At 48.4% G+C, this 24,551-nt stretch carries 20 protein-coding genes and 2 tRNA genes; 16 read left to right on the top strand and 6 right to left on the bottom strand.

Annotated elements, in window-relative coordinates; all coding sequences use genetic code 11:
* Positions 1-197: 197 nt before the first annotated feature.
* The 3 genes from leuS to LCH85_23935 all read left to right on the top strand — a co-directional run bounded on the left by leuS (position 198) and on the right by LCH85_23935 (position 4,493).
* Positions 198-2,642: a leucine--tRNA ligase gene (gene leuS, locus LCH85_23925; GenBank protein ID MCA0355056.1), complete on the top strand. Its 2,445-nt coding sequence runs from the start codon at positions 198-200 to the stop codon at positions 2,640-2,642.
* Positions 2,643-2,752: 110 nt separating this feature from the next.
* The gene (locus LCH85_23930; protein MCA0355057.1) at positions 2,753-3,568 is read left to right on the top strand and encodes an STAS domain-containing protein; all 816 of its coding nucleotides are present in this window, start codon (positions 2,753-2,755) and stop codon (positions 3,566-3,568) included.
* A 109-nt stretch (positions 3,569-3,677) separates the two neighbouring features.
* Positions 3,678-4,493 carry an STAS domain-containing protein gene (locus LCH85_23935; GenBank protein MCA0355058.1) on the top strand — a complete coding sequence of 272 codons (816 nt, stop codon included), beginning with the start codon at positions 3,678-3,680 and terminating at the stop codon, positions 4,491-4,493.
* Between the two features lie 43 nt (positions 4,494-4,536).
* Here the strand turns inward: LCH85_23935 and LCH85_23940 are convergent, their stop codons facing one another.
* The 3 genes from LCH85_23940 to LCH85_23950 all read right to left on the bottom strand — a co-directional run bounded on the left by LCH85_23940 (position 4,537) and on the right by LCH85_23950 (position 11,145).
* The gene (locus tag LCH85_23940; GenBank protein ID MCA0355059.1) at positions 4,537-6,018 is read right to left on the bottom strand and encodes a PAS domain-containing protein; all 1,482 of its coding nucleotides are present in this window, start codon (positions 6,016-6,018) and stop codon (positions 4,537-4,539) included.
* A gap of 233 nt (positions 6,019-6,251) precedes the next feature.
* Positions 6,252-6,668, bottom strand: coding sequence for a hypothetical protein (locus LCH85_23945; protein MCA0355060.1), 417 nt, complete (start codon positions 6,666-6,668; stop codon positions 6,252-6,254).
* A gap of 67 nt (positions 6,669-6,735) precedes the next feature.
* Complete coding sequence (locus LCH85_23950) at positions 6,736-11,145, bottom strand: hypothetical protein (GenBank protein MCA0355061.1); 4,410 nt, start codon at positions 11,143-11,145, stop codon at positions 6,736-6,738.
* A 184-nt stretch (positions 11,146-11,329) separates the two neighbouring features.
* On the opposite strand from LCH85_23950, the gene LCH85_23955 reads away from it, so the two are divergent.
* The 4 genes from LCH85_23955 (at position 11,330) to LCH85_23970 (ending at position 13,950) form a co-directional block, all read left to right on the top strand.
* Positions 11,330-11,578, top strand: a complete 249-nt coding sequence (locus LCH85_23955) for a hypothetical protein (protein MCA0355062.1) — start codon at positions 11,330-11,332, stop codon at positions 11,576-11,578.
* Positions 11,579-11,698: 120 nt separating this feature from the next.
* Positions 11,699-12,199 (top strand): transposase, encoded by a 501-nt coding sequence (locus LCH85_23960; protein ID MCA0355063.1) that lies wholly within the window; start codon positions 11,699-11,701, stop codon positions 12,197-12,199.
* A gap of 15 nt (positions 12,200-12,214) precedes the next feature.
* Complete coding sequence (locus tag LCH85_23965) at positions 12,215-13,585, top strand: hypothetical protein (GenBank protein ID MCA0355064.1); 1,371 nt, start codon at positions 12,215-12,217, stop codon at positions 13,583-13,585.
* 5 nt (positions 13,586-13,590) lie between these two features.
* Complete coding sequence (locus LCH85_23970; GenBank protein MCA0355065.1) at positions 13,591-13,950, top strand: cupin domain-containing protein; 360 nt, start codon at positions 13,591-13,593, stop codon at positions 13,948-13,950.
* Here LCH85_23970 and LCH85_23975 read toward each other — a convergent pair.
* From LCH85_23975 to queD, 3 genes are read right to left on the bottom strand one after another with little or no spacing between them, the layout of a single operon-like run.
* Positions 13,942-15,570, bottom strand: coding sequence for a flippase (locus tag LCH85_23975; protein ID MCA0355066.1), 1,629 nt, complete (start codon positions 15,568-15,570; stop codon positions 13,942-13,944). The two genes, LCH85_23970 and LCH85_23975, sit on opposite strands and share 9 nt — an antisense overlap.
* Positions 15,571-15,590: 20 nt before the next feature.
* Entirely contained in the window at positions 15,591-16,283 is a 693-nt protein-coding gene (locus LCH85_23980) for a 7-carboxy-7-deazaguanine synthase QueE (GenBank protein MCA0355067.1), read from the bottom strand.
* Complete coding sequence (gene queD, locus LCH85_23985) at positions 16,280-16,681, bottom strand: 6-carboxytetrahydropterin synthase QueD (GenBank protein MCA0355068.1); 402 nt, start codon at positions 16,679-16,681, stop codon at positions 16,280-16,282. Before queD ends, LCH85_23980 begins: the two co-directional genes overlap by 4 nt.
* Positions 16,682-16,701: 20 nt before the next feature.
* On the opposite strand from queD, the gene LCH85_23990 reads away from it, so the two are divergent.
* The 9 genes from LCH85_23990 (at position 16,702) to LCH85_24030 (ending at position 24,538) form a co-directional block, all read left to right on the top strand.
* Positions 16,702-16,905, top strand: a complete 204-nt coding sequence (locus tag LCH85_23990; GenBank protein MCA0355069.1) for a hypothetical protein — start codon at positions 16,702-16,704, stop codon at positions 16,903-16,905.
* A gap of 696 nt (positions 16,906-17,601) precedes the next feature.
* Positions 17,602-17,678, top strand: a tRNA-Pro gene (locus LCH85_23995).
* 17 nt (positions 17,679-17,695) lie between these two features.
* A tRNA-Leu gene (locus LCH85_24000) sits at positions 17,696-17,781 on the top strand.
* A gap of 59 nt (positions 17,782-17,840) precedes the next feature.
* Positions 17,841-19,598 (top strand): hypothetical protein, encoded by a 1,758-nt coding sequence (locus LCH85_24005; GenBank protein ID MCA0355070.1) that lies wholly within the window; start codon positions 17,841-17,843, stop codon positions 19,596-19,598.
* A gap of 4 nt (positions 19,599-19,602) precedes the next feature.
* On the top strand, positions 19,603-20,139 hold the full coding sequence (locus LCH85_24010) for a methylated-DNA--[protein]-cysteine S-methyltransferase (GenBank protein MCA0355071.1): 537 nt from the start codon (positions 19,603-19,605) through the stop codon (positions 20,137-20,139).
* Positions 20,136-20,696, top strand: coding sequence for a hypothetical protein (locus tag LCH85_24015; protein MCA0355072.1), 561 nt, complete (start codon positions 20,136-20,138; stop codon positions 20,694-20,696). The genes LCH85_24010 and LCH85_24015 overlap by 4 nt, the downstream gene beginning before the upstream one ends.
* Positions 20,654-22,072: a hypothetical protein gene (locus tag LCH85_24020; GenBank protein MCA0355073.1), complete on the top strand. Its 1,419-nt coding sequence runs from the start codon at positions 20,654-20,656 to the stop codon at positions 22,070-22,072. Before LCH85_24015 ends, LCH85_24020 begins: the two co-directional genes overlap by 43 nt.
* Before the next feature lie 39 nt (positions 22,073-22,111).
* The gene (locus tag LCH85_24025; GenBank protein MCA0355074.1) at positions 22,112-23,251 is read left to right on the top strand and encodes an acyl-CoA dehydrogenase family protein; all 1,140 of its coding nucleotides are present in this window, start codon (positions 22,112-22,114) and stop codon (positions 23,249-23,251) included.
* A 195-nt stretch (positions 23,252-23,446) separates the two neighbouring features.
* Entirely contained in the window at positions 23,447-24,538 is a 1,092-nt protein-coding gene (locus tag LCH85_24030; protein MCA0355075.1) for a hypothetical protein, read from the top strand.
* The last annotated feature ends 13 nt before the right edge of the window (positions 24,539-24,551 follow it).

Here is a 24,551-nt window from a genome sequence, read left to right on the forward strand (position 1 = left end):
CCGTTTATGCCCCATCGGGGAACAGCTTCGGCTTAGTAGTTGGTGGCGGGTGCGCCCGTTATTGCGCCTACGAGTGATGTGCTTCGGCTCATAAGCAGGGTGGTACCACGGGGTTTTGCTCCGTCCCTGACATGGGTTCGGAGTTTTTTGTTTTAGATTTTTGCCAATTGCAGATATTTTTAGCCAAGGAGTTGATGATGGCCACTCGCTATGACAGTAGCATTACCGAGCCAAAATGGCGCGAACGTTGGGAACGCGACGGCATTTATCGCTTTGAGCCAGACAGCGATAAACCCAAACATTATGCAGTGACAATGTTGCCCTATCCATCGGGCAATCTGCACATTGGCCACTGGTATGCCATGTCGCCTAGCGACGTGCATGCCCGCTACATGCGTATGCGTGGCTACAATGTCTTTTTCCCAATGGGCTTCGATGCCTTCGGCTTGCCCGCCGAAAACGCCGCGATCAAAAACAACTTAGATCCGCGCAAATGGACTTATTCCAACATCGAATATATGCGTGGTCAATTGCAATCGATGGGCATGATGGTCGATTGGAATCAACAGATTGTTAGCGCCGACCCTGAATATTATCGCTGGAATCAGTGGTTTTTTATTCAGTTTTTCAAGCGTGGCTTGGCCTACAAAAAATTCTCAGCCGTCGATTGGTGTCCCAAGTGTAATACGACCTTGGCCCGCGAACAGGTTGTGGGCGATGAACGGCGCTGCGAACGTTGCGACAGCTTAGTCACCAAGCGCGATTTGGATCAATGGTATTTCAAAATTACTTCATATGCTGATGAATTGCTGAATTTCTCAGAGTTAGATTGGCCTGAGCGCATCACAACCATGCAGCGCAATTGGATTGGCCGCTCAGAAGGAGCCGAAATCACCTTCAAATCTGAGGCTGGCGACCCTATTACGGTCTTTTCAACTCGCCCCGACACCTTGTGGGGTGCGACCTTTATGGTATTGGCTCCTGAACATCCTTTGGTTGCCAAATTGACCAGCGCCGAGCAAAAAGCCAGCGTTGATGCCTATGTAGCCGAGGCAGTTCGCAAAACCGAAGTTGAGCGCCAATCGACCGACGACGAAAAGCCCAAAACTGGCGTGTGGATCGGTGCGTATGCGATCAATCCAGTGAGCCAAGAGCGCGTGCCAATTTGGATTGCCGATTATGTGTTGATGACCTATGGCACTGGCGCGATCATGGCGGTGCCTGGCCACGATGAACGCGATTTTGCCTTTGCCAAAACCTTTGGCTTGGAAATCAAGCGCGTCGTTGTCCAAGCTGAGCAAACTGCCGAAACTCCGTTGGAAGCAGCCGAGCCAGCCTATGGTACGGTCGTTAATTCGGGCCAAATCGATGGCTTAAGCTCAGCCGAGGCCAAAGAAGCTGTAATTAACTGGCTGGAAGCCGAGCAATTGGGCAAACGAGCGATTAATTATCGTTTGCGCGATTGGCTGGTCAGCCGCCAACGCTATTGGGGCACACCAATCCCGATGATTTATTGCCCAACATGTGGTACTGTACCCGTGCCAGAAGATCAATTACCATTGTTGCTGCCTGATAGTGTTGATTTCAAGCCAACAGGCGAATCGCCCTTGAAATTGCACCCAACCTGGCGCTTTACCACATGCCCAACTTGTGGCGGCGAGGCTGAGCGCGACACCGACACCATGGATACATTTGTCGATTCGTCGTGGTATCAAGTGCGCTACTTAAGCCCGCACGAAGCAAATGCGCCCTTTACCAAAGCTATCACCGACAAATGGTTGCCAGTTGATCAATACACTGGTGGTCGCGAACATGCCGTGATGCACTTGCTGTACACCCGTTTTTGGTGGAAAGCCATGCGCGATATGGGCTTGGTCAGCGCTAACGAGCCAATGACCCGCTTAATCAACCAAGGGGTGATTTTAGGCGAAGATAGTAATAAAATGTCGAAATCACGCGGCAATGTGATTGATCCAGATATGCTGGTAGCCCAATATGGTGCTGACACCGTGCGCACTTTCTTGATGTTCATCGGCCCGTGGGAGCAAGGCGGCCCATGGAACAATCGCGGGATCGAAGGCTGTGTGCGCTTCTTGGATCGGGCTTGGCGAGTCGTGACTGATACGCCACAACGCCATGATGCTGCGGGCGATGCTAGCACCTTGGAGCGCCAAACCCATCGGATCATCAAAAAAGTTGGCGACGATTTGCAGCGTTTTGCCTTTAACACCGCCATTGCTGGCTTGATGGAGTTCGTCAACGAATTGATGAAAGCCCGCGAAACCGATGTGTATGGCACTGCAACTTGGCGCAAGGCAACCGAAACCTTGACCTTGTTGTTAGCACCAATTGCTCCTCATATTGCTGAAGAATTGTGGGAATTTTTGGGCAACAGCCAAAGCGTGCATTTGCAAGCCTGGCCTAGCTACGATGAAGCCTTATTGATCGACGAATCGATTGAATTGCCAGTGCAAATAAATGGTAAAGTTCGCGGTAAAATACAGGTAGCCGCCACCGCCGATGAACCAAGCATCATTGCAACCGCTTTGGCCGATGAAAAGATTGCCCCCTTGGTTGAGGGCAAAACCATCGTCAAGCAAATTGTAGTACCAAATCGCTTGGTCAATATCGTAATCAAATAAGTTTTTGGCCAGACAATGGAAGGGTCGTAGAGAAACCCTTCCGTTGGCCAACCCAAGAAGCGAGATAGCTTGGCAATTCGGAAACGTTGCCAACAATTCAAGGAGCCTGCATGACCAACTATTACGAAATGTTCAAGCAGCACGAAGAATCGATCGTCGAAACCATCATTACTACCTTGCAAACCCAAATTCCTACCTACGGCAAAATATCACGCGATGATGTTCGCAAACGGGTCATTGCTGGGCTTGATCCATATGCCCGCGACTTAGATACAGAGCATCCCAAGGCTTTTCCTGATTATTGGCGCGAAACGAGCTACTTACGGGCGCAACAAGGTATTCCGATTGGCGATTTCTTGCAGGTTTTGCTCCTTTCCACCGATATTATGATTCAGGGTTTGCGCCAAGCCTACCCCGATAGCACCGCTGATCAAATTAATGTGATTGAAAAAGGCCATCAAATTACGACCGCCGCGATTGCTGCTGTCTACGAAGGCTTTCAACAACACAAAGATGAAATTATCTCATCGCAAACCTATGCACTGGCCGAAGTTTCATCACCAATCGTGCCAGTCTATGAAGGCGTTTTGGTCTTGCCCTTAATTGGCTCAATCGATTCGATGCGAGCAGGCCAAATTATGGAATCGCTGCTTGAATCAATCAATACCTACAGCGCTGATGTGGTGATTTTGGATATTACGGGTGTTCCAGTGATCGACACTGGCGTTGCCAATTATTTGTTGCAATCGGCTCGCGCCGCACGTTTGCTCGGTTCAACCGTGGTATTGGTAGGGATTGGCGCTGAAATTGCCCAAACGATTGTTCAATTGGGCATCGATCTTACGGGCATCGTCACCCGCGCCAATTTACAATCGGGCATCGAATACGCCCTAGATTTACAAGGCTTGGCGATTCGCCCCCGTTAATTAGGCTCAACGCTGTTAAATCAGCATAGTTTTAGCGACTCGGCAGATCGCAGTAGGTTGGCATTTTTATCGCAATCAAAAAACCTAAGGTTTAGGAGGACTCGCAACTATGTCCGATTTAGCAGCTTTTTACACCAAACACTTTGATGAAATTATCGACTCTACGATCGAATTAATTCAAGCCAATGTCGTTGAATATAGCAAAATGGCGCGTGACGAACTTAAAAAACGTGCTGTTGCCGCCATCGATGCATTAATCCGCGATTTACGTGAGCCAGATGTTCATGCGTATCAACAGCATATGCGAGCGATCAGCTATGAGCGCTTCCGTCAAAATATTCCATTAAATAGCGTTCAACAAGTCTTACGTAGTATTAACCAAGCGACCGCCAATACATTTCGCAAATATTATGCTGAAGATCCCATCCTTTTGCTCGAAATGGTTGAACGCTTACATGAGCTAACCGAAGAAGGCATGATGGGCATGTTCAATGGCTACGAAGATGCTCAGATCGAAATTATCTCCAACCAAGAATCTGCCTTAGCCGAAGTTTCATCACCAATCGTGCCGGTTTATGGTGGAATTCTGGTGTTACCACTAATTGGCTCGGTTGATTCGCGGCGGGCTGGCCAAATCATGGAAGCCTTACTCGAAGCGATCAACACCTATAGCGCCGATGTCGTGATTTTGGATATTACGGGTGTTCCGGTGATCGACACTGGCGTTGCTAATTATCTCCTGCAAGCTGCCCGTGCTGCGCGTTTGCTCGGCTCGACCGTGGTGCTGGTGGGGATTGGCGCTGAAATTGCCCAAACGATTGTTCAATTGGGCATCGATTTGACTGGGATTGTTACCCGCGCCAACTTGCAAGCTGGAGTTGAATATGCGCTCGAATTGCAAGGCCTAGCTATTCGCCCACGCTAAACATTAATTGCCCGAGCCACGTCATTTTTTGGTTTGGCGTGGCTTAGCGTTTGGCAATAATTTGGCCAATCGCAGCCTGGAGAGTTGCGGCGGTCGCGACATGCTGCAAATTAGTCCCCATACCAACCAAGGCTTGGGCTACCTCAGGCCGCACCCCGATTAATGTTGTTTGTGCACCAAGCAAATAAGCTGCCCGCAACATTCGCTGCATGCCAATTGCACCTTCAGCATCGATCAACTGCACTCCGGTCAAATCTATCAACAAACGTTGAACTGGCTGCTGATTCAACGATTCCATCAAAACTCGCTGACATTCAGCAATTCGCTGCTGATCAAGCACTCCGATCAGGGGTAGCACCAGCACGCCTGGCAAAACCGGAATCGTTGGAAATGAGAGCGCCTGAACTGCTTGAGCCAATTGATTGCGTTGGATTTGTTCCTGCTCAAGTTGTTCTACTGTCACGCTCAAGCGCCGCCGTTCCTGCTCCAACAAAGCCGTGCGCCGCTCCAACTCGGTAATATCCCGAATGAACAACATCGTACCTTGGCTCTGTCCAGCACTATCCAAAATTGGTGATACTGCATTTTCTAACAAGCGCAAAGGGTTTCCCAAGGCTAGGGTTTGAGTAAAAGCTTGTACTTGTGGCTGCGCTAATGCTTTAGCTAAGGCCTCAACATCATCAGCTGCAACTCCAATAGTTCGAAACGCCTGCTGAAGTGGTTGTTGAGATTTCAAGCCAAGTTGATGCGCAGCAGCATTATTGAGATAAACGATCATTCCTTCGCGATCAACGACCACCATCGCTTCGCTCATGGTTTGCAAAGCCTGCTGCACCGCCACTTGTTTGGTCTGAAACAAACTTCCTCGCAAAACAATGTAGGTCAAACTTAAAACCAAGGGCAACGTTTGTAGCACGCTTGCCAACTGACCACTTGGCTCAAACTTAACAATCCCCAATACCGAGTTGGTCAATGCTGAAAAGAGAATTGCAAAAGCCAACCAACTAATCGAGCGGCGGGTTGCTGGTTGTCGCCAAAATACCATGCCCAACAATCCAAGCTGTATCAACCACCCAAGGCTAAATAAAGCCAACATCAAACCCGCCGCTGGCCCAGCGATTGGCCGATAGCTGCCATTGGCTAATTCGATCCCAGCAGTGAACCAGCCAAATTGCCCAATCAGATCAAGTGCTAATAAGCCAATCGATAGGCCATAAACCAATGAAATTGGGCGAATTGGGCGTGAGCCTTCCCACCATTGCGGCATAAACAACGCTGCAAACAAGAGCAACATCAACCAACACAGCAAACCAAGGCTCACCAGCGCAACCCCAACCAATCCATACGAAGTAGCATAATCAGTTGTTAAATTACGGGCAAGCGCAGTGCTATTAATGACTACCAGGCACAGGGTTAAGCCAAAAAAGATTCGGGCTGGGCGGTAATGGCTAGATCGTGCCAAAATAAACGTGCCCAAAGCCGTTTCAAGCACCACAAATACCAAATTAATCCAATAAGCAAGCATCTATTTTTGATCCTAGGTTGATTGGTGTAACAACTGTATGATAGCGGATCGTCTAGAGCTTGCCCATCCTCTGTAGGGGTCAGTTAGGTCAAATTAGGCTAATTGTAATGCTTTGCTCATCCAGCCCATGTTCCGCCAACTGGAGAATAACCAGTGCATGCTAGATCTTGGTTGTGTAAAGCGAACTACTTCAAAGATGTTCAATAATCTAGCATGCTTATGCGTTGATAAATTTACCGATTGAACTTACGCCATGGCTTAGCCCGATGCCAAACAACCAAGGTTATTGTCACCGAAAAAAGTGTTACCACACCCCAACCAATTTGATCAGCATCACTAAAATCGACCCGCATAAAGCCCATGAGAAATATATTTAGCAATAGCAAGCTACTTCCGGTAATTGCTAAAGTTCCCAGCGCATACATTCTTTGCCAAATAAATGGATTCAGCAGTAACAAACCAATCGGAAGCCAAATAAATGTTGCATAATCTAATCGATACCCTGGATCATCGAGCCACCAACGGGCAATTCTTGAAGCACTAAAAATAGTTAGAAAGATCATTAGCGAATATAACCCAATATTCACAAAATAGAGGGATTGTTGTAAACGACGATACTGCCACCGACTGGTTTTTGGTACATGATACATTGATTACTCCTTCATAATAATGTTTTATACATCACACTAAATTATTACTTAATGTATTTAATGATATTTAACATGGTCCAGAGAGGTAGTCTATATAGTAGAAGGGATAAATTACTCGTTCAGGAAAACGATGATAACTTCTGCTATGAGAAATAGGTATAATAAAATTAATCTTTATATAACTCTTATTATTTACTTTTTTTGTAAAACAGGCCACAGTTGCTTCTGTATGAGCAGTTGTATCAATATCTGCCAAGTATAATGTGGAAATAGATAAATTTGTTCTTAGCGTATACGGGGGTGGTATTTCCGTTATTGGAAATGCTCCAATTTTACTGCTTGATGTACGTGACCCAAAATCGCCAAGAGGTAGTGCGGCAGCAATTGCCAAAGGCTTCCAGCCAAATGATGAGCCTAGTCTTAATCCAATACTAATCTCTTCCTGATCGTAGAATGGTAAGACCCGTGCCTCCATTGCAGCATATTCTACTTCTTGGAATACATCTCCTTGATCAGATGTATCGCTACCAAGGATATAGTCATTTCCTAAGGAAACATCATCAGAACCTAACCCTAAACCACTAATTTCAGAATCAGCACCATCACAAGCAGTAGCTGGCCAAGTATCACGCATATGGGGTCGAACTTCACCATTTGTTCGTTGATGAGTAATTTTGATTGTGGCAAAAAATATACCTTGCCCGCCACCAATATTATTAGATCCTCGAATATATGTCTTAAAATCAATCTGTTGAATAATAGTGCATGTTTCATTTTCATCTACCCAAGAATACCAATGAAATTTTTCTTGGTTGGGAGAATTATAATGTGTACTAGCATCCTCTTCTTCAAATGATTGACTAATAGGATTAAATATCTTTGTATGCCAGTAGTCATCAGTATAAGCTGGGCCATATTTTGCTTTCACCTCTAGAATATCGCTTATAATATTATTATTAATTGTAAAGGTAGTATATTGATACTTATAATGTTCTTGTAGGGTAATAACCATATTAGGATTATTTGTAAATCGATCTGTCATAACTGCGGGAACAGACTTTGAACGTGCTGCCACATTTATAACTTTGAAGTTATGGAGTTTATCTTGTAAAACTAACACTTTATCCTTTATATCACCAATAACTGAGTAGTATATATCCCCTGAAAATTCGAATGGAAAATTGATATTTTCGTAGCTAATAAAACCAGACATATCTAAATATTCATCATAGACAACGAGCGAGGTAATCGTCATCATCGCAGTTGTAGTAGGACCACCTAATTCGGTAAGTGGTACATTCAAATAGGCTGTACCATTAGCAGCGATCGGATTCGTAAGAGTGGCGCGAGGGCTGAGCAAAGCGACCTTATCAATCCGAACAATGGGGTCAGAGACCCAATCAGGCGCAATAAAGCGAATTTTAATCGTTTGATTTTGGAATTGCTGAACCGGCAATTGCGCGATCTTCCAGCCATCATTAAGTGAATAGCGCAATTGATGCTGATCAATCCTGGTTATCGTTGTAAAATTGGCTCCAGAGAGCACTTCAACCGCTAAATGATGCTGTGCATTCCCATGATCTTTACTGCCAATTTGATACTCAAAGCGTAAGAATTGGCTATCGCTAGCAAGATCAAAGCTCGAACTGGTAACATGCTGACCACTCCGCGAAAGCTCAATAAAAGCATTATCAGGAGCTGCTTGACTTCCCTGATTACTAGAAGTTGGGCCGACAATCAACTCAAGATTGTCAATCCACGAGGTGGAATAACCATGACCTTGATGCTTAAATTGAAGCTTAATTAGCTGATTTTGGAATTGAGCTAGATTGAGATTAGCCTCATGCCAGCCATTATCAGGATCATTGCCACTGCCATGAACCCAGCCAATTGGCGTAATAATTTCGAAGTTATTGCCACTTAACACATTTACTTCGATTACTGACTGCCACCATGCCTCGGGATGTTGAGTTTTATAACTAAATTGCAGTGCTTGGGTATCTGATAAGACAGTCCAAGCATCACTCGTAAATGTCGCATTATTCCCAGCAAATTGAATGCTCTGCCCATTAGAGCTACCTGCTACTAGGCTAATGGGTGCATGTTCACTGCTTGACCAGCCCTCGACTACTTGAGCGATTTGAAAACTATCAAGTCGCAAATAAGCCATTGGATGCGTTTCTAATTGAAAGCGTAGTTTGATAACTTGGCCTTGGAATCGTTGTAGATCGATGGCTAGACTTTGCCAGCCCTGGTTGGTTGCGCTAAACAAATAATGGTAGGGCAAAGCTGTAGAAATATGAAAAGATTCACCACTTAGGATACTAATCGCAACTCGTTGACGGGCTGCATCATCAGTTATAAAGCCTGATTGATAAGCAAAACGAACTTGTTGAGCAGTTAGCGGTACAGTAAACTCAAGCGAGGTTAATTGGGTGGTATGCCCATGTAGATACAAATGGTTACCTTGGGCTGGATTAGTATCGACCTTAATTAATTGGTGATTCGATGTTTCCCAATTTGGTACATCTTGGATCAGCTTTAAGTGCTTAATTTGACTGGTCGGGTTGCCCCATGTTGGATTGATAAATTGCAATTTAATCGTCTTGCCACGATAACCAACAAGATCAATTCGGCCTTGCAGCCAACCCGCTTGGCTAGAACTAAAAAATTCATGGCCGCGAGGAAACTCGCGAATTTCGAAATTTTCACCACTGAGAATCGCAATTGCCAGCAATTGGTTAAGATTAGGATTATCTAAATCGCCAACTAGATATTCAAAGTGAATACTGGTGGCAGCGGTTGGCACGGCAAATTCAGCACTCGTTGCGGTTGCATTGAGTCCCGCCAAGCCAATCGGTGCTTGTTCTAGTTCAGCCAGCAACAGATTGGATTGCTCAAAATCAGCATTTTCAAGGACATCAAAGGCAACTAAATCTTGCTCAAAATCAGCATTTAATAGGGTAATGTCGTTAGTCGATGGAACATGGGCACTATTGGTACGCACAAAACTGGCATTGGAAACATCCCAGCCTGGTACAGCCCAGTTTAGAGTGAAGCTATCAAGTGAGGTAACTTGTGGCTCGTGGGGCCACCAATCGTTGATGATTTTGATTTTGATAGTTTGTCCACGAAAGGCTTGAAGATCGAGCATTGCTTCGCGCCAACCATCAGTCAATCTTCCACCAACAGTCCATTGATCAATCCGGGTTGCTGTGGCAAAGTTTGCCCCACTCAACACCTCAACAAATACTGGCGCATGACCATCGTTCAACCAGCGACCTGTCCGATAACGAAATACGAGGCTCTGGGTTTGGTTGGTAATATCGATCGGGGCTGAGGTCAGGCTGGCATTGGCTCCCGTGATCACTGCATGAGCACCGATGAGATCGTCATGGTGAATCGCGAATTCGCCAATATTCGATAGCTCCCAATCAGGAATCTCTTGGGTCAAATGCAGATTTCGCACCTGTGCCGACGGTTGATCAACCCACCACCAGTCGTTAATAAAGCGCAGTTTAATTGTTTGACCACGAAAGGCTTGAATATTTAATAAACCAGTTTGCCAGCCCAGCCGATATTGGCTCTTGATGCGGTTATGACTGATATTAGTAACGATGTTAAAATCAACGCCGCTCAAAACTTCGACATGTAGTGGCGTGATACTATCGGCAGTTTTGCGCCCCACCAAATATTCAAATATCAACATTTGGGTAGATTCAGGTACAGCTACTGATTCCGTTGTAAACGATTGGCTAGCATGTTCAAGGCTGAAGGTTTCAGGGCTAAGCGTGGCTAGAATTTCGCGATCTCGCGCAAATTCACAATTTAATGGGTAGTTTGGGCGTGGCAAGGCTTGATTGGTATGGGTAACCCTAGCATTTTGGGGTTGATTTGGCATTGGCTCCAAAGCTGGTAAATCAAGGCTGGCGGCAGGCTCAGGGCATGGATCAGTTTCTAAATCAAGACTAGAATGTTCAGCAGCCGACACTAATGGTTCGCTGACTGTGGCAGTAATTCGATAGCTACCAGTACGAGTACCAGCATGATCACGTACCCAAACGGCATAACGGCCTGTGGTTTCAGCAATTGCCGAGCCAATCAATGGATTGCCATCAAAACCACTATTATCGTCGTTGGCAATCAAGTTATCTTCGGGATCAAACAGTGATAGCTCTCCATTTAACAACTCTTCGTCGGCAGAGCGCTGCATTTCAACGGTAATTTCTTGCTGCGCCTCTGCATCAATATAAAAGATGTCTTGATCAGTTTTTGGTGAGATTGTGGCAAGATTAGAGGGTTGACCGCTGATTAACACTTGATAATCATCAGCATCAAGCAAAATATCGTTTAATGTTGCTTGATCGGCGGTGGATTGAAGCTTGGGCGCGGTTGATTGCACTGGTTTTGAAGGGACGATACCAATCATCATACTACTTACAATCAACATACTCATAACACGGCGTATTGGAATCATCTCGGCCTTCCTTGTTTTTTTTGTTAGAAGCTGACAATCGTAGCGCTACACCACACCCTAGATACACAAACCCACTATTTTTGGCATGCTAGCTAAACCATTTGGCTAAATTGGCTAAAATTAGGTCAATTAGGCTAGGACGAGGCAACCACATGGCACGGTATAAAAGGTACTTTGGGGAGTTTTGGCAATTTTAATTCTACTAATGATCATCGCTATAGGCGAGACACTGTGCCACAGCATGCTGGCTCTTCTGCGTTTTGGTGCAGCCAAGGTATGGTACGATGACGCGATGCATGATGATGTATGCTCCACCCTCGCCCAGGTGCTCTTTCTGAACCACCCCATTACGATCACCGCCTATTCCGATGATCCGCACCTGAGCACGCTCACCGCCCTCAGGACGGCGGCTACCAGTGCATGCCCACAGTAGTGTGGCCATCATGCATGTTCGCGGCATCGTACCTAGACCCGTCGTCTCGCGGACTGCACCCTCACGGCCCAATCCGTGCGCATCCTGCGTCAGGTGCGGCGGTTTCGGTGTCGCGTTGGCATGTGTCCCCAACGGATTTTTACCGAATGCCTTCCGACACTCGTTTCCCGATCGGCCAGCCAACCCCAGCGACTACGAATCTGGCAGCAAACCATCGTACTCGCCCTTGGCAGTGCTCCTGCGGCCCGCCTTTGCCATCATCTCGCGATGCCGCATGTAACATCTCCGCCGCCCACACCTGCCCCAACGGTGATTGGCATTGATGACTGGGCATGGCGCAAAGGCACGTCCTACGGCGGTATTGTGGTCGATTTACCGACCCATCGCATGCTTGATCTCCTCCCTGACCAAGCCCAGCACAGGATTGTCGCATGGCTCCGCCATCATCCATTGATCCAGATTGTCAGCCGCGATCGGGGCGGTGGCTTTGCGACGGCCATCACCACCGCACTCCCCACGGCAACCCACATCGTTGATCGCTGGCTCCGAATAATAGTTCATCAAGCTCAGGTGGTGGCCATTCGAATGGCGCGTGGTAGCCATGGTACAATTGGCGCATAGGAAAGGGATTTACCGATGCGCCGATTGTTGTGTTTGCTGATCATTCTGCTGCTTTGGCCGCATCCTGTGGCTGCTCAAACCAGCCTTCCTCAATGGCTTGAACGCAAAACCACCTATATTTCTATTTTGTATCCCCAAGGCAGCGAAGCCGAAGCCGAGCGCTATGCTGGCTATAGCGACGCGATTTACGAGGAAGTTACGGCAGTTGTTGGTTATCGACCTGCCCCACCCTTGACGCTGCGCATCTACCCCACCAAAGAACTGTATCAGCAAGTAAACCCTGCGGCCCGTTGGCTGGAAGGTATCGTAGCCCATGCTCACACTGGGCGACGCGAAATTAGCATTGCTGTGCAGCAAACTGTCGGCATGAGCGATGAAGAATTACGCAATAATGTGCGCCATGAATTAATGCATATCATCGCTGCCGAGCTTTCCGATGGCCGATTAAGTACGATGTGGCAGGAAGGCATTGCCCAATATGTTGAAGTGCCAACCAGCCAAAGCGGTTACAAAATTGCCTTGCTCAAACAATCCCTAGAGAATAACGATCTTGCGACCTGGCGATTATTGGATAGTGCTGGCGCAGTCTACGATAATCCAGCACTGGGCTATCCGCAAAGCTGGTCGATGGTTTCATTCTTAATTCAACGCTATGGTATGGCTCGGTTTTTGGCGTTTTTAGAGGCATTACGCACCGCCAGCGGCTATCGTTCAGCCCTCAGCCAAGCCTATAGTCTTAGCGCCGAAAGCCTTGAAAGCGAATGGCTGGCTCAGTTGCCAACCTGGATCGATGGTGGTTGGAAGCAAGCGCCAAGTGTCGCCTTCGATCAAGCGAGCATCGAAACTGCTCTGGCTGCTGGACGTTATAGCGAGGCCTTGACTGCCGCTGAAACCGCCCTGACCATCAAGGATGATCCGGCGATTGCGGCTTTGCGCGAACAAGCTCGCAGAGGCGTGCAAGCCGAAGATGCTGCTGCCGCCGCCCGCGTGGCGCTCTTGGAAGGCCGTTATGCTGAGGCCAAAACTGCCATCGAACAAGCGTTGCCATTATTTGCTGATTTGGCGCGAATTGATCGCCAAAAGCTGCTGAATGATTACCTACAACGTGCCGACCAAGGCCTCAAAGCCCAGCAGTTACTCGAAACCGCCCGCCGTGATTTGAATGGAATTCGTATAGTTGCTGCGCGTAATAATATTGAGCAAGCTGCCAATTTATTTAGCCAACTTGGCGATAACAATGGGCGCAGCCAAGCCGCTCAGTTGCTTGAATCGCTTAATCTGCGGCTAAAAATTGTGGGGATTGGCTTGATTGTGGTGGTGGGGCTGGGTTTGGCGTGGAATATTGATCGGCGACGAGCTATGCGCAAGCGGATGTTGCCGCTGTAGGGAGCATGCTGATGATGGTTAATCTCAACAATGCTGAACATTACGTTTGGGGTGATGGTTGCGACGGCTGGTTTTTACATAAATCAGCGGCATTCACCCTGATTCAAGAGCGCGTGCCAGTTGGTAAGGCCGAGGTTCGCCATTACCACGAATATGCCGACCAAGTGTTTTATGTGTTGCAAGGCGTTGCGACGCTTGAAGTTGATGGCATAATTCACCAGCTTCGAGCAGGCGATTCGCTGGCGATTCCGGTTGGAGCAGCCCATCAATTGAGCAATCAAGGCCCAGATGAGCTGCATTTTTTGCTGATTTCGCAGCCCAATAGCCATGGCGATCGAGTCTTAGCACCGCTTGAATCAGCTTGAGGCTTGGGGTCGTAACTTTTTGAGCATCCGCGCCGCCAATTCGCGTTCAGTTTGGCCGATACTGCCGCTGAACCATAAACCAGCGCCATAGATTAATCCGGTCACGACTCCCGCCAAATACACATTTATCCCAAGTAGCAACCAGCCGATACCACCAGCCAGCAATGCTGCCAGCGCAGGCCGCCAAAATAGGCTAGCCAAGTTGATATTAATCTGTTCACGCCGCAACACCAGCCAGAGCGGCAAAAATAACACAAGCTCAGAAACAATCGTGATTGCAGCGGCGGCAACATAGCTATAGCGTGGAATCAACCAAATATTCAAGCCTAAATTGACCATTGCGGTCAAACCAAAAGCCTTGGTAATTGCCTGCTTCTTGCCCAGCGCAATAATCACATATTGAGTCAGGCCATTCAGATAGCTGCCTGGTAAATACCAAATCGTAATCATCAAGGCATAGACGCTGCCTGGCAAATATTCGGGTCGATCGGCCAGCCATGTGGTCAGTGGCACAGCGATAATTGTCGCCACGACGGCGATGCCAAACGCTAAATTCAGCAACATACGCAATGTGCCAGCATACGCCCGACTCATTCCAGCTCGATCATCACCGGAACGGCGAATTAGCGTCGGGAAAATCGCATTAACTACAATTGGTGGCACAATTTGAGTGAAATTAATCAGTTTATAGGCTACGCCATAGGTTGCCGAGACCACAAAGCCATGGAAGGCGCTCAACAAAATTGTATCGAAACGAAAAAAGATCGTCATCAACAAACTATTGAGCAAGAGCGGGTAGCCCTCTTTGAGCAAGGGTTTGGCGGGTAAGGTTGGGCCAAACCACGCTACTTCGGGGAAGAAACGCCGCATCGCCAGCCAAAATAAGAGTGCACTGAGCAACGCTCCTGCCAAGGCTCCACTGGCAATCCCGATAATGCCAAAGCCCAAAATCAAGGCGGTTAAGCGAAATGCTGCACTCCCGATATTGGTCAAAAGATTGACGACCGCAGCCGCGACCAAGCGTTCTTGGCCTTGCAACCAAGCGGTGACGCTGGCCGAAAGTGCTGCTGGAAACAAGGTCAGCATCAAAATCGCGATCACCGTAATTTGCTGACTGGTCAGGCCAACCGCCGTAATCTCAGCCTGTGCCAAGCCGTTGTAAATCAACACAAAAATCATGGCAATTGGCAAGGCTAGAATTGCAAAACGCAAGCGTAGCCAGAGCGTTGTGCGAAATGTTTGGGGCGCTTGGCTTGGCTGGCGCACAATTTCATGCGTTGCCAAAACCGTTAAGCCCCAATCGGCGATTGTGCCAAAATAGTTGACGACAATCACCGCCGCAAAGTCGTAGGCTCCGACGGTTTCGGCAGCCAAAAAGCGATAGAGAATCATCGCAAAGACCAAATCGAGCATGCGACTGGTCATTTGCAGGGCAAAGGGAATGCTGGTGTTGCGGCCAATCGTGCTCAAATGGTCGTCAGTTGCTTGGCGTGGCTTGCTCCACCGCCGAATGCCTGCCAAGGTCAAGCCCAACAAGCCAATCAGCCCCAAACTAAATAAGCCTACCAAAACCCAGCTTCGCAATGAAACTGTTGGTAGGCTTAGTAATTGTATTGCCACACAGAACTCCCTTGGAAGCATTAGACAAGCCGTTTTTGGCCCCAAATCAGCACATGCATTTGCGGCAGCACGCGCACATTGAACGGTCGCCATTCAGGCAATTGAGCGCGTTCGGCCAGCCATTCGAGGGCATGAGCATAATCGCGCTCGGCCCAGCGGCCTTCTGGCTGCCAAATAATTGGCAATTGGGCTGCGGCAAAAGCCTGATGTTCGCTGACAAATTGATGCAATTGAGCTAAATCGCTCTCGCCAGTAATCACAAATTTCCATTGTTGCTGTTCGGCTGGCAATTGCATAAATTGACGCAGTGGTTCGAGCCGCAACATGCCGGTGTTGGCTCCGGCCAATTTTGGCGATAAGCTCCAGAGATTGATCAACTCAACCAGTTCAGGGCGAAAGAGGGTACTATTGGTTTCAACTGTTAGATGATGACCAGCAGCTCGAAGAGTTTGGGCCAAGGCTGGCAATTCGCGCTGCAACATTGGCTCGCCGCCAGTTAAGACGACATGGCGTGCCCCTTGGTCGGCGATGCGTTGCGCGAGGGTCGCAATTGGCAAATCTTCCCATTTACCACCCTCTTTGACGCTCCATGAATATTTGGTATCACACCAGCTACAGCGCAAATTGCAGGCAAAAAAGCGTACAAACGTGGTTGGCACACCCATCAAGGTGCCTTCGCCTTGCACCGAACGATAAACTTCCATCACATTCATGGCTGGGCCTCGCGTTCGGCACGGCTAATTTCAACATAGCCACTGGCAGTCTCCCACAGCCGGATGCGCCACAGCAAGGCAGCAAATTCAGGTGCTTGTTGTTCAAGCTGATCCCACATCCAATGGGCGATATTTTCGGCGGTGCTGGGCACACTCAAAAAATCGTTAAGATTATAGTGATCAACGCGGGTAATAATAATTTCGTTGACCAACTGCTTAATGTGTTCTAAATCAATCACCATGCCGTCATCGCTTTGACCACGGGCAGGCTGAATCGGCCCACGCACGCTGACCTCTAATAAATAGGAATGGCCATGTAACCGCGCACATTTGCCGCGATGATTGGGGAGTTGATGGGCTGCTTCGAAGCGAAATTGTTTGGTAAGAATCGCGTACATATCATCTACTAGGTGTTTAAATGTCAAAAAAAGCGCCAACGGTTGACGCACATGGCTATTGTACCATGGGGACGGGGCAAGTAGAACATAGAGCAAAGAACATAGAACATAGAAGTTGGGGATTAGTTGTCGGGGGCTGGGGATCGGTATTTACTGCAAAGAATGTTTGGCTATCGGCTAGCGGAACAATTTTTGGTATCGCAGTGGTTAAAAAATATAAATAAAGAGATAGAGCAAATTCCAAATACTCAAGGTCATACAGCTTAGGCTGACTAGTTGGAGGAATAGAATCAGATTGTATTTACGTTTGGATTCTTGCCACTGCTTTTTAATAGAGTGTGACCAGAAAAATGCCGCCAATGCTAAGCTACCCAAAATGCTTATGCTAAGAATTTGCCAACTACTATTAATTGCATTCGATCTTGCACCAAAATAAAAATCATCAATTACCTTGGATGTTTGATACGCAAAGAAAACTATAGGAATCGAAAGAATACATAAACAGCCAAAAATAATCAGTATGATCTTTCTGATTCGCGTGTTGCCTCGTGGATTATTTGGCACTTGATAGCTCATCGATACCTCTAATGAGTGAATCCAAAACGATCATATCAGTAGCATAGCAGAAGAATCCTGTTTATCTAAGCTAATTGACGGATGTAACACAAAGGCGCAGGAGATGTTTAGCTATTGGCTCTTGTAACAATGAATTGGTATTTCCCATGAATTTCCAGCCTATAGTCAATGTTCCTTAGCGTTCTTCGTGTTCTTCGTGGTTAAAAAACACTCTTTTAGTTTCAAAAATATTATGCTTCCAGACCTCGATCCCCAACAACCGATCCCCGATCATCAAATTTGACAAGGCAGGGCTTTCGTGGTAATCTAATGCGGCTGTCGTGACTGAGAGCCAATGAACTTGACGGGGCGTGGCGCAGCCCGGTAGCGCACTTGAATGGGGTTCAAGAGGTCCCGCGTTCGAATCGCGGCGCCCCGACCAGTTAACAACATCAATAAGCCGAAGTGGCGGAATGGCAGACGCGATGGTCTCAAAAACCATTGAGGGCAACCTCATGTGGGTTCGACTCCCACCTTCGGCACCAAATTGATCAACTGTGTATAATGTACACAGTTGATTTTTTTTGTTCACGAGGTTGTTATTTTGCGCAAATTTGGTTTATTGCTTGTGATCCTCTTCGGGCTTGTTACCCCTGCTCCGGCTGCTCCCGATGCGCCGTCAGCCCAGCCCAGCACAATCACGCCTTGGGGCATCAATGGCTACCTCACCAAAAACGAGCGGGTGGCTGGTGGCGATAATGTGGCACAACTGGCCCAAACCATGGCCTCGGCCAACGCCGATTGGTCGCTCGAAGAGTTGCCATGGGCCGAAATCGAGCCAAATAATGGCACATTTCGCACCACCTACGATAGCCGCATCAAAACCGTCGCCGATGCCAACCTTGGGATTATTGGCATGCTGCTGACGACCCCAGCGTGGGCACGTGAATCTTCGTGTGCTGGCAATAACAACTACTGGTGTCCACCGAGCGATCCGGCCCAATACGCCGAGTTTGCCGCTTGGATGGTCGAGCGCTACGATGGCGATGGAGTCAGTGATGCTCCAGGCTCGCCGCGCATCGCCGCTTGGCAAATTTGGAACGAGCCAAACTTTGTTGCTACTTGGAGTTCAATCAACAATAACGAGGCCTTGCGCCGCCGTCGTTATGGCGAAATCTTGGTCGCCGCCTATAACGCTATCAAACAAGCTGATCCGACGGCGATTGTGGTGGCTGGCGGGGTGTATGTGTTCGATGGCTTTAGCGATGGCTTCGATTTTCTCAATGGCACCAATGGCGTGTTTCGCCAAATACCTGAGGCCAAAACGAGCTTTGATGTGCTAGGAATTCACCCCTATATGCCAACGATTGCCCCCGATGCGATCGGGACGTTTTCGAGCGTCACGCTCGAAGGGCGTTTGCTCAACACCCGTAATTGGCTGACCAACGATATTGGCCGCCCTAGCGCCCCAATTTGGATCACTGAGATTGGTTGGTGTACTAGCCCTGGCTCGACCAGTTGCCCCGTGGTGAGCGCCGAAAATCAAGCCCGCTACTTAATTCGCAGCTTTGTGATTGCCCAACAATTGGGCGTGCAGCATATTAATTGGTTGCAACTTGAAGATGCTTTCAATGGTGGACACCCATTTAGTGGCTCGGAAATGGTCGGCAATCTATCGAATAATAGCTACACTCCTAAATCGGCCTATACCGCTTTTCAAACCATGGCTGGTTTATTGAATGAAGCCACCCCGCTGGGCATTCGGGCTGGCGTGCATACCCACAATTATGTTGCCAATAGCAATAACACTGGTGGTGTGTATGCCTATCGTTATAGCCGTGGCAACACCGAAATCGATGCATTGTGGACTCCTGGGGCTAACACCACAATTCAGTTTCCGCTGACTGCTGGCAAGCAATGGATTTTCCGCACTCGCAATAATCAATCGTTTACCCCAACGATTAATGGTACAACCGCTAGTATTGTGCTGACCAATGACCCGATTTTTATTGTGCAGAAAATTCCGGTCAGTTTGAATGTACAAAATTCGCTGAGTTTATTGGCCGAAGTTGGTAGCGCTGAGGCACGAGCCGATATTCCGTTGAGCAATGGTGGCAGCGAAAATGCCCTCGTTTGGAATATTAGCAATGCTTCGGCAGGTTTAACCGTTACGCCGAGCAGTGGTAGCGTGGTTGGCACCGCCAATTTGACGATCAAGGCACAAGTTGGTAGCCTAAATGCCGGAACCTATAATTATCAGTTTACGGTTAATGGCGATGGTGTTGCTTCACGCACCGTTCAAGTAAGCCTGCGGGTGGTTGATCAGCTTCAGCCCATCTATTTGCCGCTGACTAGAAAATAGCATTATGCCCGTAGAGTATTGTATTCAAACCAGCCCCTTTGGGCGTTTGCTGCTGGCGGCTGCGTCCGAGGGGTTGTTGTTGGCCAGTTTTGCCGATGATGATAGTGAGTTGTTGGCTGAATTAACCGAAGCCTACCCTGATCAGTTGTTGCTCTATCGCTCCAATGGGTTGCTCGACCAAGCGTTTGCTCAATATCAGGCCTATTTTTCGGGCCAACGCCAGCAATTTGAGTTACCAATTGCCTGGCATGGCTCGGCGCAGCAGCAAGCAATTTGGCAACAATTAATCCAAATTCCCTTTGGTCAGCAATGGTCATATCAACAGCTTGCCCAAATATTGCCGACGCCATATCAAGCCGCTCACGCGATCAATCAAGCCTTGCGCCATAATCCTTTAGCATTAATTATTCCCTGTCATCGTTTATCCAATTCGCCGCAAGGGCTTGGCTACTACCGCTGGGGGCGGGTTCGGCAACAACAACTCTGTGATCGTGAAGCAAGTCCGGTTATTGCCACATATTCAATGGAGATGATGTCATGATTGTTGGACGCTTGCCTGATGTGCCACTCGATGCCGATTTGCCAATAAGCGCGAGCCTGATCTCTCAAGGATTAGAACATTATCAAGCAGTAGCCCGCTGGATTGCGACGCTGCCGTTTGGGCGCAATACTAACCCACTCGATTGGCGCTTGGTCTTGAGCGAAAAACGTGGTACCAGCAGCACCAAACATGCCTTCTTGGCCGAGTTGGCCCGCGAATTAGCTTTGCCAATTAATTTATATTTTGGGATTTATCTGATGGATGGCAAGAATACGCCAGGTGTGGGTGAAACGCTTGCCTCGAATAATTTACCCTCGATTCCCGAAGCCCATTGTTTTTTACGCTATGGCCGCTGGAATATCGATGTAACGCGCTCGCCAAAGGCTGAGCCAATTTTGCAATTTTTTGAAGAGCAACAGATTACACCTGAGCAAATTGGCGATTTCAAACGAACTGTTCATCGTAATTTTCTCTTGAAATGGGCCACCAGCCAAGGGCTAAGCCTGACCAAAGCATGGGCGATTCGCGAGGCCTGTATGGCTTCGTTGAGCCAATGAGCGCCTGCTTGCCGCCAAATTTTGCTTGGCCTCAAACTAGCCAGCAATTTGGCGGGTTAAGTGTATTTGTGCCCCAACCAAGCCCCAGCCAGATGTTGCAATTGGTCGAGCATTTACATTCCAGCGCCAGCACCTTGCAACAAATCCCAATCGCCACAATTGTGGCAGCGATCGATCGGGCGGCCCAACAATGGCTTGTGCCAGATTATCCGCCGCGTTTGCAATTACTTGATCAATTACCCCAAATTAATGGCTATAGCCCGGCAATGCTGAACGAAGTGCTCGATCGCATGCTGGCCGATTGGCGTGCTCCGCAACTTTGGCAACGCTTGAACGAGCAATTTGGCGATCCATTGTTGCTTGATGGCTGGCGGCCAAGTGTGGTTGGCGAAAGTCGCCTATTTGGCCCGCACCTGACCTGGCATATTTGCGCTGGCAATGTGCCAGGTGTGGCGATTCAAAGCCTGATCGATGGCTTGCTGGTCAAGTCGCCAAGCTTGGTTAAGGTGGCTCGTGGCGAGCCATTGTGGGCAGCGGCCTTTGCCACGAGTTTAATTGAGCAACTGCCTGCATTGGCCGAGAGTCTGGCAGTGCTCTGGTGGAGTGGCGGCGATCACGCGCTCGAAGCGCCAATTTTGGCCAAAACCGAGGCGATTATTGCCAATGCCAGCGATGCAGCGATTGCGGCGGTACGCCAGCGTAGCCCTGCCCATATTCGTTGGCTGGATTATGGCTCGCGTTACTCGTTGGCCTATATTAGCCAAAGCAGGCTATCTGCCCCAGACTTGGCTGAAATTGCCAGCAAATTGGCCTATGACAGCGTGATGCTTGAGCAACAAGGCTGCGTTTCACCCCAAGCAATTATGCTTGAAGCGCCAACGGCTGCGCAATTAAGCCAATTTGGGCTAGCCCTAAACCAAGCCTTGGACGATTTGAGCCAGCGCTATCCTGCGAGTAGCTCAATTCTGGCTGCTACTCGCCGTAGTGCTGATGACTATGAGTGGCAAGCCCTGAGCGGCCAGCCAATTCAATTGTTGAGTCAGCCGGAGCAGCCATGGCTCGTGGTAGTTGATCAACGTGAAGCCTTGCCCTCAGCGGCTGGGCGCTTGATTAAAATCGTGCCAGTGGCCGATCTAGCTGAGCTTGCAACGCGATTAAAGCCATTGCATCAACATCTGCAAAGTGTTACGCTGGTATGTAGTGCTGCACAGCGTCATGAATTGGCTGAGGCGCTGGCGGCAATCGGCGTTTTGCGCATCTGCCAAGCGGGGCAACAAGCCTTTCCCCAAGCGGCTTGGCATCACGATGGGCGTGATCCCTTGCGCAATTTAGTGCGCTGGGTCGATTTAGAACGATCAGCCGATCCTCGCGTATAATCACGATTAAGCGCATTCGACAGATTTGGAGGAATCAACGTGGATTTCAAGCTCTCGGACGATCAGGAATTTATGCGTAAAGCGGCTCGCGAATTTGCCGAAGGTGAAATTCGGGCAACGGTTGCTGAGCGTGATGAGCATAAAATTTGGCCGACTGACATTGTACAGAAGATGGGCCAATTGGGCTTTATGGGTGTGGCGATCGATGAAGCCTATGGCGGGGCAGGCCTCGATTACGTTTCATATGCGATTATGATCGAAGAGCTTTCGCGGGTTGATGCCTCGGTTGGGGTCATTGCCTCGGTCAATAATTCATTGGTGTGTGCTGGGATTGAAAAATTTGGCACTGAAGAACAAAAACGCGATATCCTAGCCCCCTTGGCCAGCGGCCAAAAACTCGGCGCTTTCTCGCTCTCCGAGCCTGGAGCTGGCTCGGATGCAGCGGCCCAGAAAACCCGTGCGGTCGAAGATGGCGATTACTACATCATTACGGGCACCAAAAACTGGGTTACCAATGGCTCAAAAGCCGACACGATTTTGTTGATGACCATGACTGCTCCAGAAAAAGGAGTCAAAGGGATCACAGCATTTTTAATTGATACCCATGAACCAGGTGTTTCAATCCTCAAGGTTGAAGATAAATTGGGCATTCGTTCGGCTCAATCGGCTCAAATGTCGTATGATGGCTATCGTGTGCACAAAAGTCGCATGCTCGGCCAACCTGGCGAAGGCTTCAAAATCGCTATGACGATCTTGAATGGTGGCCGGATTGGCATCGCCTCGCAGGCATTGGGGATTGCCCAAGGAGCCTATGAAGCGGCCTTGGATTATGCCAAAGTTCGCGAACAATTTGGCCAATCGATCATCAACTTTCAAGCGGTGGGCTTTACCTTAGCTGATATGGCCACGCGGATCAAAGCAGCTCGGATGTTGACCTATCATGCTGCTTGGCTCAAAGATCAGGGCGAAAATTATATTGCAGCGGCGGCGATGGCCAAAGTTTATGCCTCGGAAACCGCCATGTGGACAGCCACCAAAGCCGTACAAATCTTCGGCTCGAACGGCTACTCCAAAGAATATCCGGTTGAACGCTACTTCCGTGATGCCAAGATTACCGAAATTTACGAAGGCACGAGCGAAATTCAACGTTTGGTGATTTCGCGCGAGATTGCCAAATAAAATATTGAATAATGAGCCAGCATCAACGATGCTGGCTCATTATTTAACCACTCTTTAATCATTAGCAAGCTTGATCTGCTTGCAAAGCTGTGATAGACAGTTGATCGATCGTGTATAATAGCCGCGAACCTCACCATAAAACGGGGGCACGCTTGCCTCACGAGCTCCCAATATTGTTTCGGAGGACGTATTTTTATGCGCCAAAACTCAGCTCTGGGCATGATTATTGCCGTCGTTGTTCTCATAGCAGCCCTTGCTGGCGGTTATGTGTATCTAACCAATCAGCAAAAAAACCAACCTGGTGGTGACCCCTCATTACTTGAGCCAACCCCCATGCCGATTCCAAATGTGCAAATTTTGGAAGCGGCGACCGACATCGAAGCCAACAAATTGATTACTGGTGGCGATCTTGAGCAATATTTCAATGCCCTCGAAGTGCCCCCCAGTGATGTTACCCCCGACGATGTACTCTACACGGAATTTTACAGCGTGGTTCAAGGGAAAGTAACCACCACCGATATTCGTGGTGGCGAGCGAATTAAAAAATCGACCTTCCGTAACGCTGGGATTGCCGAAAAGCTGCCAATTCCAGTCGCAGGTGAAGAATCGCTCAAAGCCTATAATATGTTTGTCAGCGATATTGGTGGGATTGTCGCCGAAGGCAACAACATTGATATTCTTGGCAGCTACAGCCTTGAGCAGCCCTATTTGCGCTTTACTGGGATTGATCGTGAAGGCGTGGTGACCCTTGTCGATGAAAAGTATCTTGATATTACGACCCATGTCTTAGCCCAAAACGTCCCGGTTTTGAAAGTTGTGGCTCCGCCATTAGTTTCACCTGATGGTCAACAAGCTGGTAGTGCTCCAGCCGCTGCCCAACCAACGATCGAAGTTGTGGTTGATGGTTCGCCAGTTGCGGCTCAACCTACGCCAGAGCCTGTCTTTACTGAAGGCTCACAATGGCAAATTGTGGTGGCCTTAACTGCCCAACAAGCTGAGCTTTTGGAATATACAAAAGCTAAAACTGGTAGTAAACTAAATATAGTCGTGCGGCGTGCTGATGATCAAGATGATCAAATTGCAACAACTGGGGTTACCATGGATCTGTTGATGCGCTTGTATGGCGTACCACAAGTCTATGCTCAACCCAACATGATTGTGAAACTGTTGGATGCTCCTGCACCACCACAGCCACCACAACAACCAGCGGTTGTAATTCCATTCCCATTACCCAACGCACCACAACAACAACCATTGCCAACAGCAGTGCCAACTCAAACGCCTTAATACAACCAAGGAG

The sequence above is a fragment of the Chloroflexota bacterium genome, from assembly GCA_020161265.1.
GTDB lineage: Bacteria > Chloroflexota > Chloroflexia > Chloroflexales > Herpetosiphonaceae > Herpetosiphon.

Bases quoted from the DNA above. Each gene is read 5' to 3' on its own strand.
- LCH85_23930 (MCA0355057.1), top strand. From the start codon at position 2,753: ATGACCAACTATTACGAAATGTTCAAGCAGCACGAAGAATCGATCGTC.
- LCH85_23965 (MCA0355064.1), top strand. From the start codon at position 12,215: ATGCGCCGATTGTTGTGTTTGCTGATCATTCTGCTGCTTTGGCCGCAT.
- LCH85_24020 (MCA0355073.1), top strand. From the start codon at position 20,654: ATGGGCGATTCGCGAGGCCTGTATGGCTTCGTTGAGCCAATGAGCGCC.
- queD (MCA0355068.1), bottom strand. From the start codon at position 16,681: ATGTACGCGATTCTTACCAAACAATTTCGCTTCGAAGCAGCCCATCAA.
- LCH85_23950 (MCA0355061.1), bottom strand. From the start codon at position 11,145: ATGATTCCAATACGCCGTGTTATGAGTATGTTGATTGTAAGTAGTATG.
- LCH85_23935 (MCA0355058.1), top strand. From the start codon at position 3,678: ATGTCCGATTTAGCAGCTTTTTACACCAAACACTTTGATGAAATTATC.
- LCH85_23940 (MCA0355059.1), bottom strand. From the start codon at position 6,018: ATGCTTGCTTATTGGATTAATTTGGTATTTGTGGTGCTTGAAACGGCT.
- LCH85_24010 (MCA0355071.1), top strand. From the start codon at position 19,603: ATGCCCGTAGAGTATTGTATTCAAACCAGCCCCTTTGGGCGTTTGCTG.
- LCH85_24030 (MCA0355075.1), top strand. From the start codon at position 23,447: ATGCGCCAAAACTCAGCTCTGGGCATGATTATTGCCGTCGTTGTTCTC.
- leuS (MCA0355056.1), top strand. From the start codon at position 198: ATGGCCACTCGCTATGACAGTAGCATTACCGAGCCAAAATGGCGCGAA.
- LCH85_23960 (MCA0355063.1), top strand. From the start codon at position 11,699: ATGTGTCCCCAACGGATTTTTACCGAATGCCTTCCGACACTCGTTTCC.
- LCH85_23945 (MCA0355060.1), bottom strand. From the start codon at position 6,668: ATGTATCATGTACCAAAAACCAGTCGGTGGCAGTATCGTCGTTTACAA.
- LCH85_23980 (MCA0355067.1), bottom strand. From the start codon at position 16,283: ATGAATGTGATGGAAGTTTATCGTTCGGTGCAAGGCGAAGGCACCTTG.
- LCH85_24015 (MCA0355072.1), top strand. From the start codon at position 20,136: ATGATTGTTGGACGCTTGCCTGATGTGCCACTCGATGCCGATTTGCCA.
- LCH85_23970 (MCA0355065.1), top strand. From the start codon at position 13,591: ATGCTGATGATGGTTAATCTCAACAATGCTGAACATTACGTTTGGGGT.
- LCH85_23990 (MCA0355069.1), top strand. From the start codon at position 16,702: ATGTCAAAAAAAGCGCCAACGGTTGACGCACATGGCTATTGTACCATG.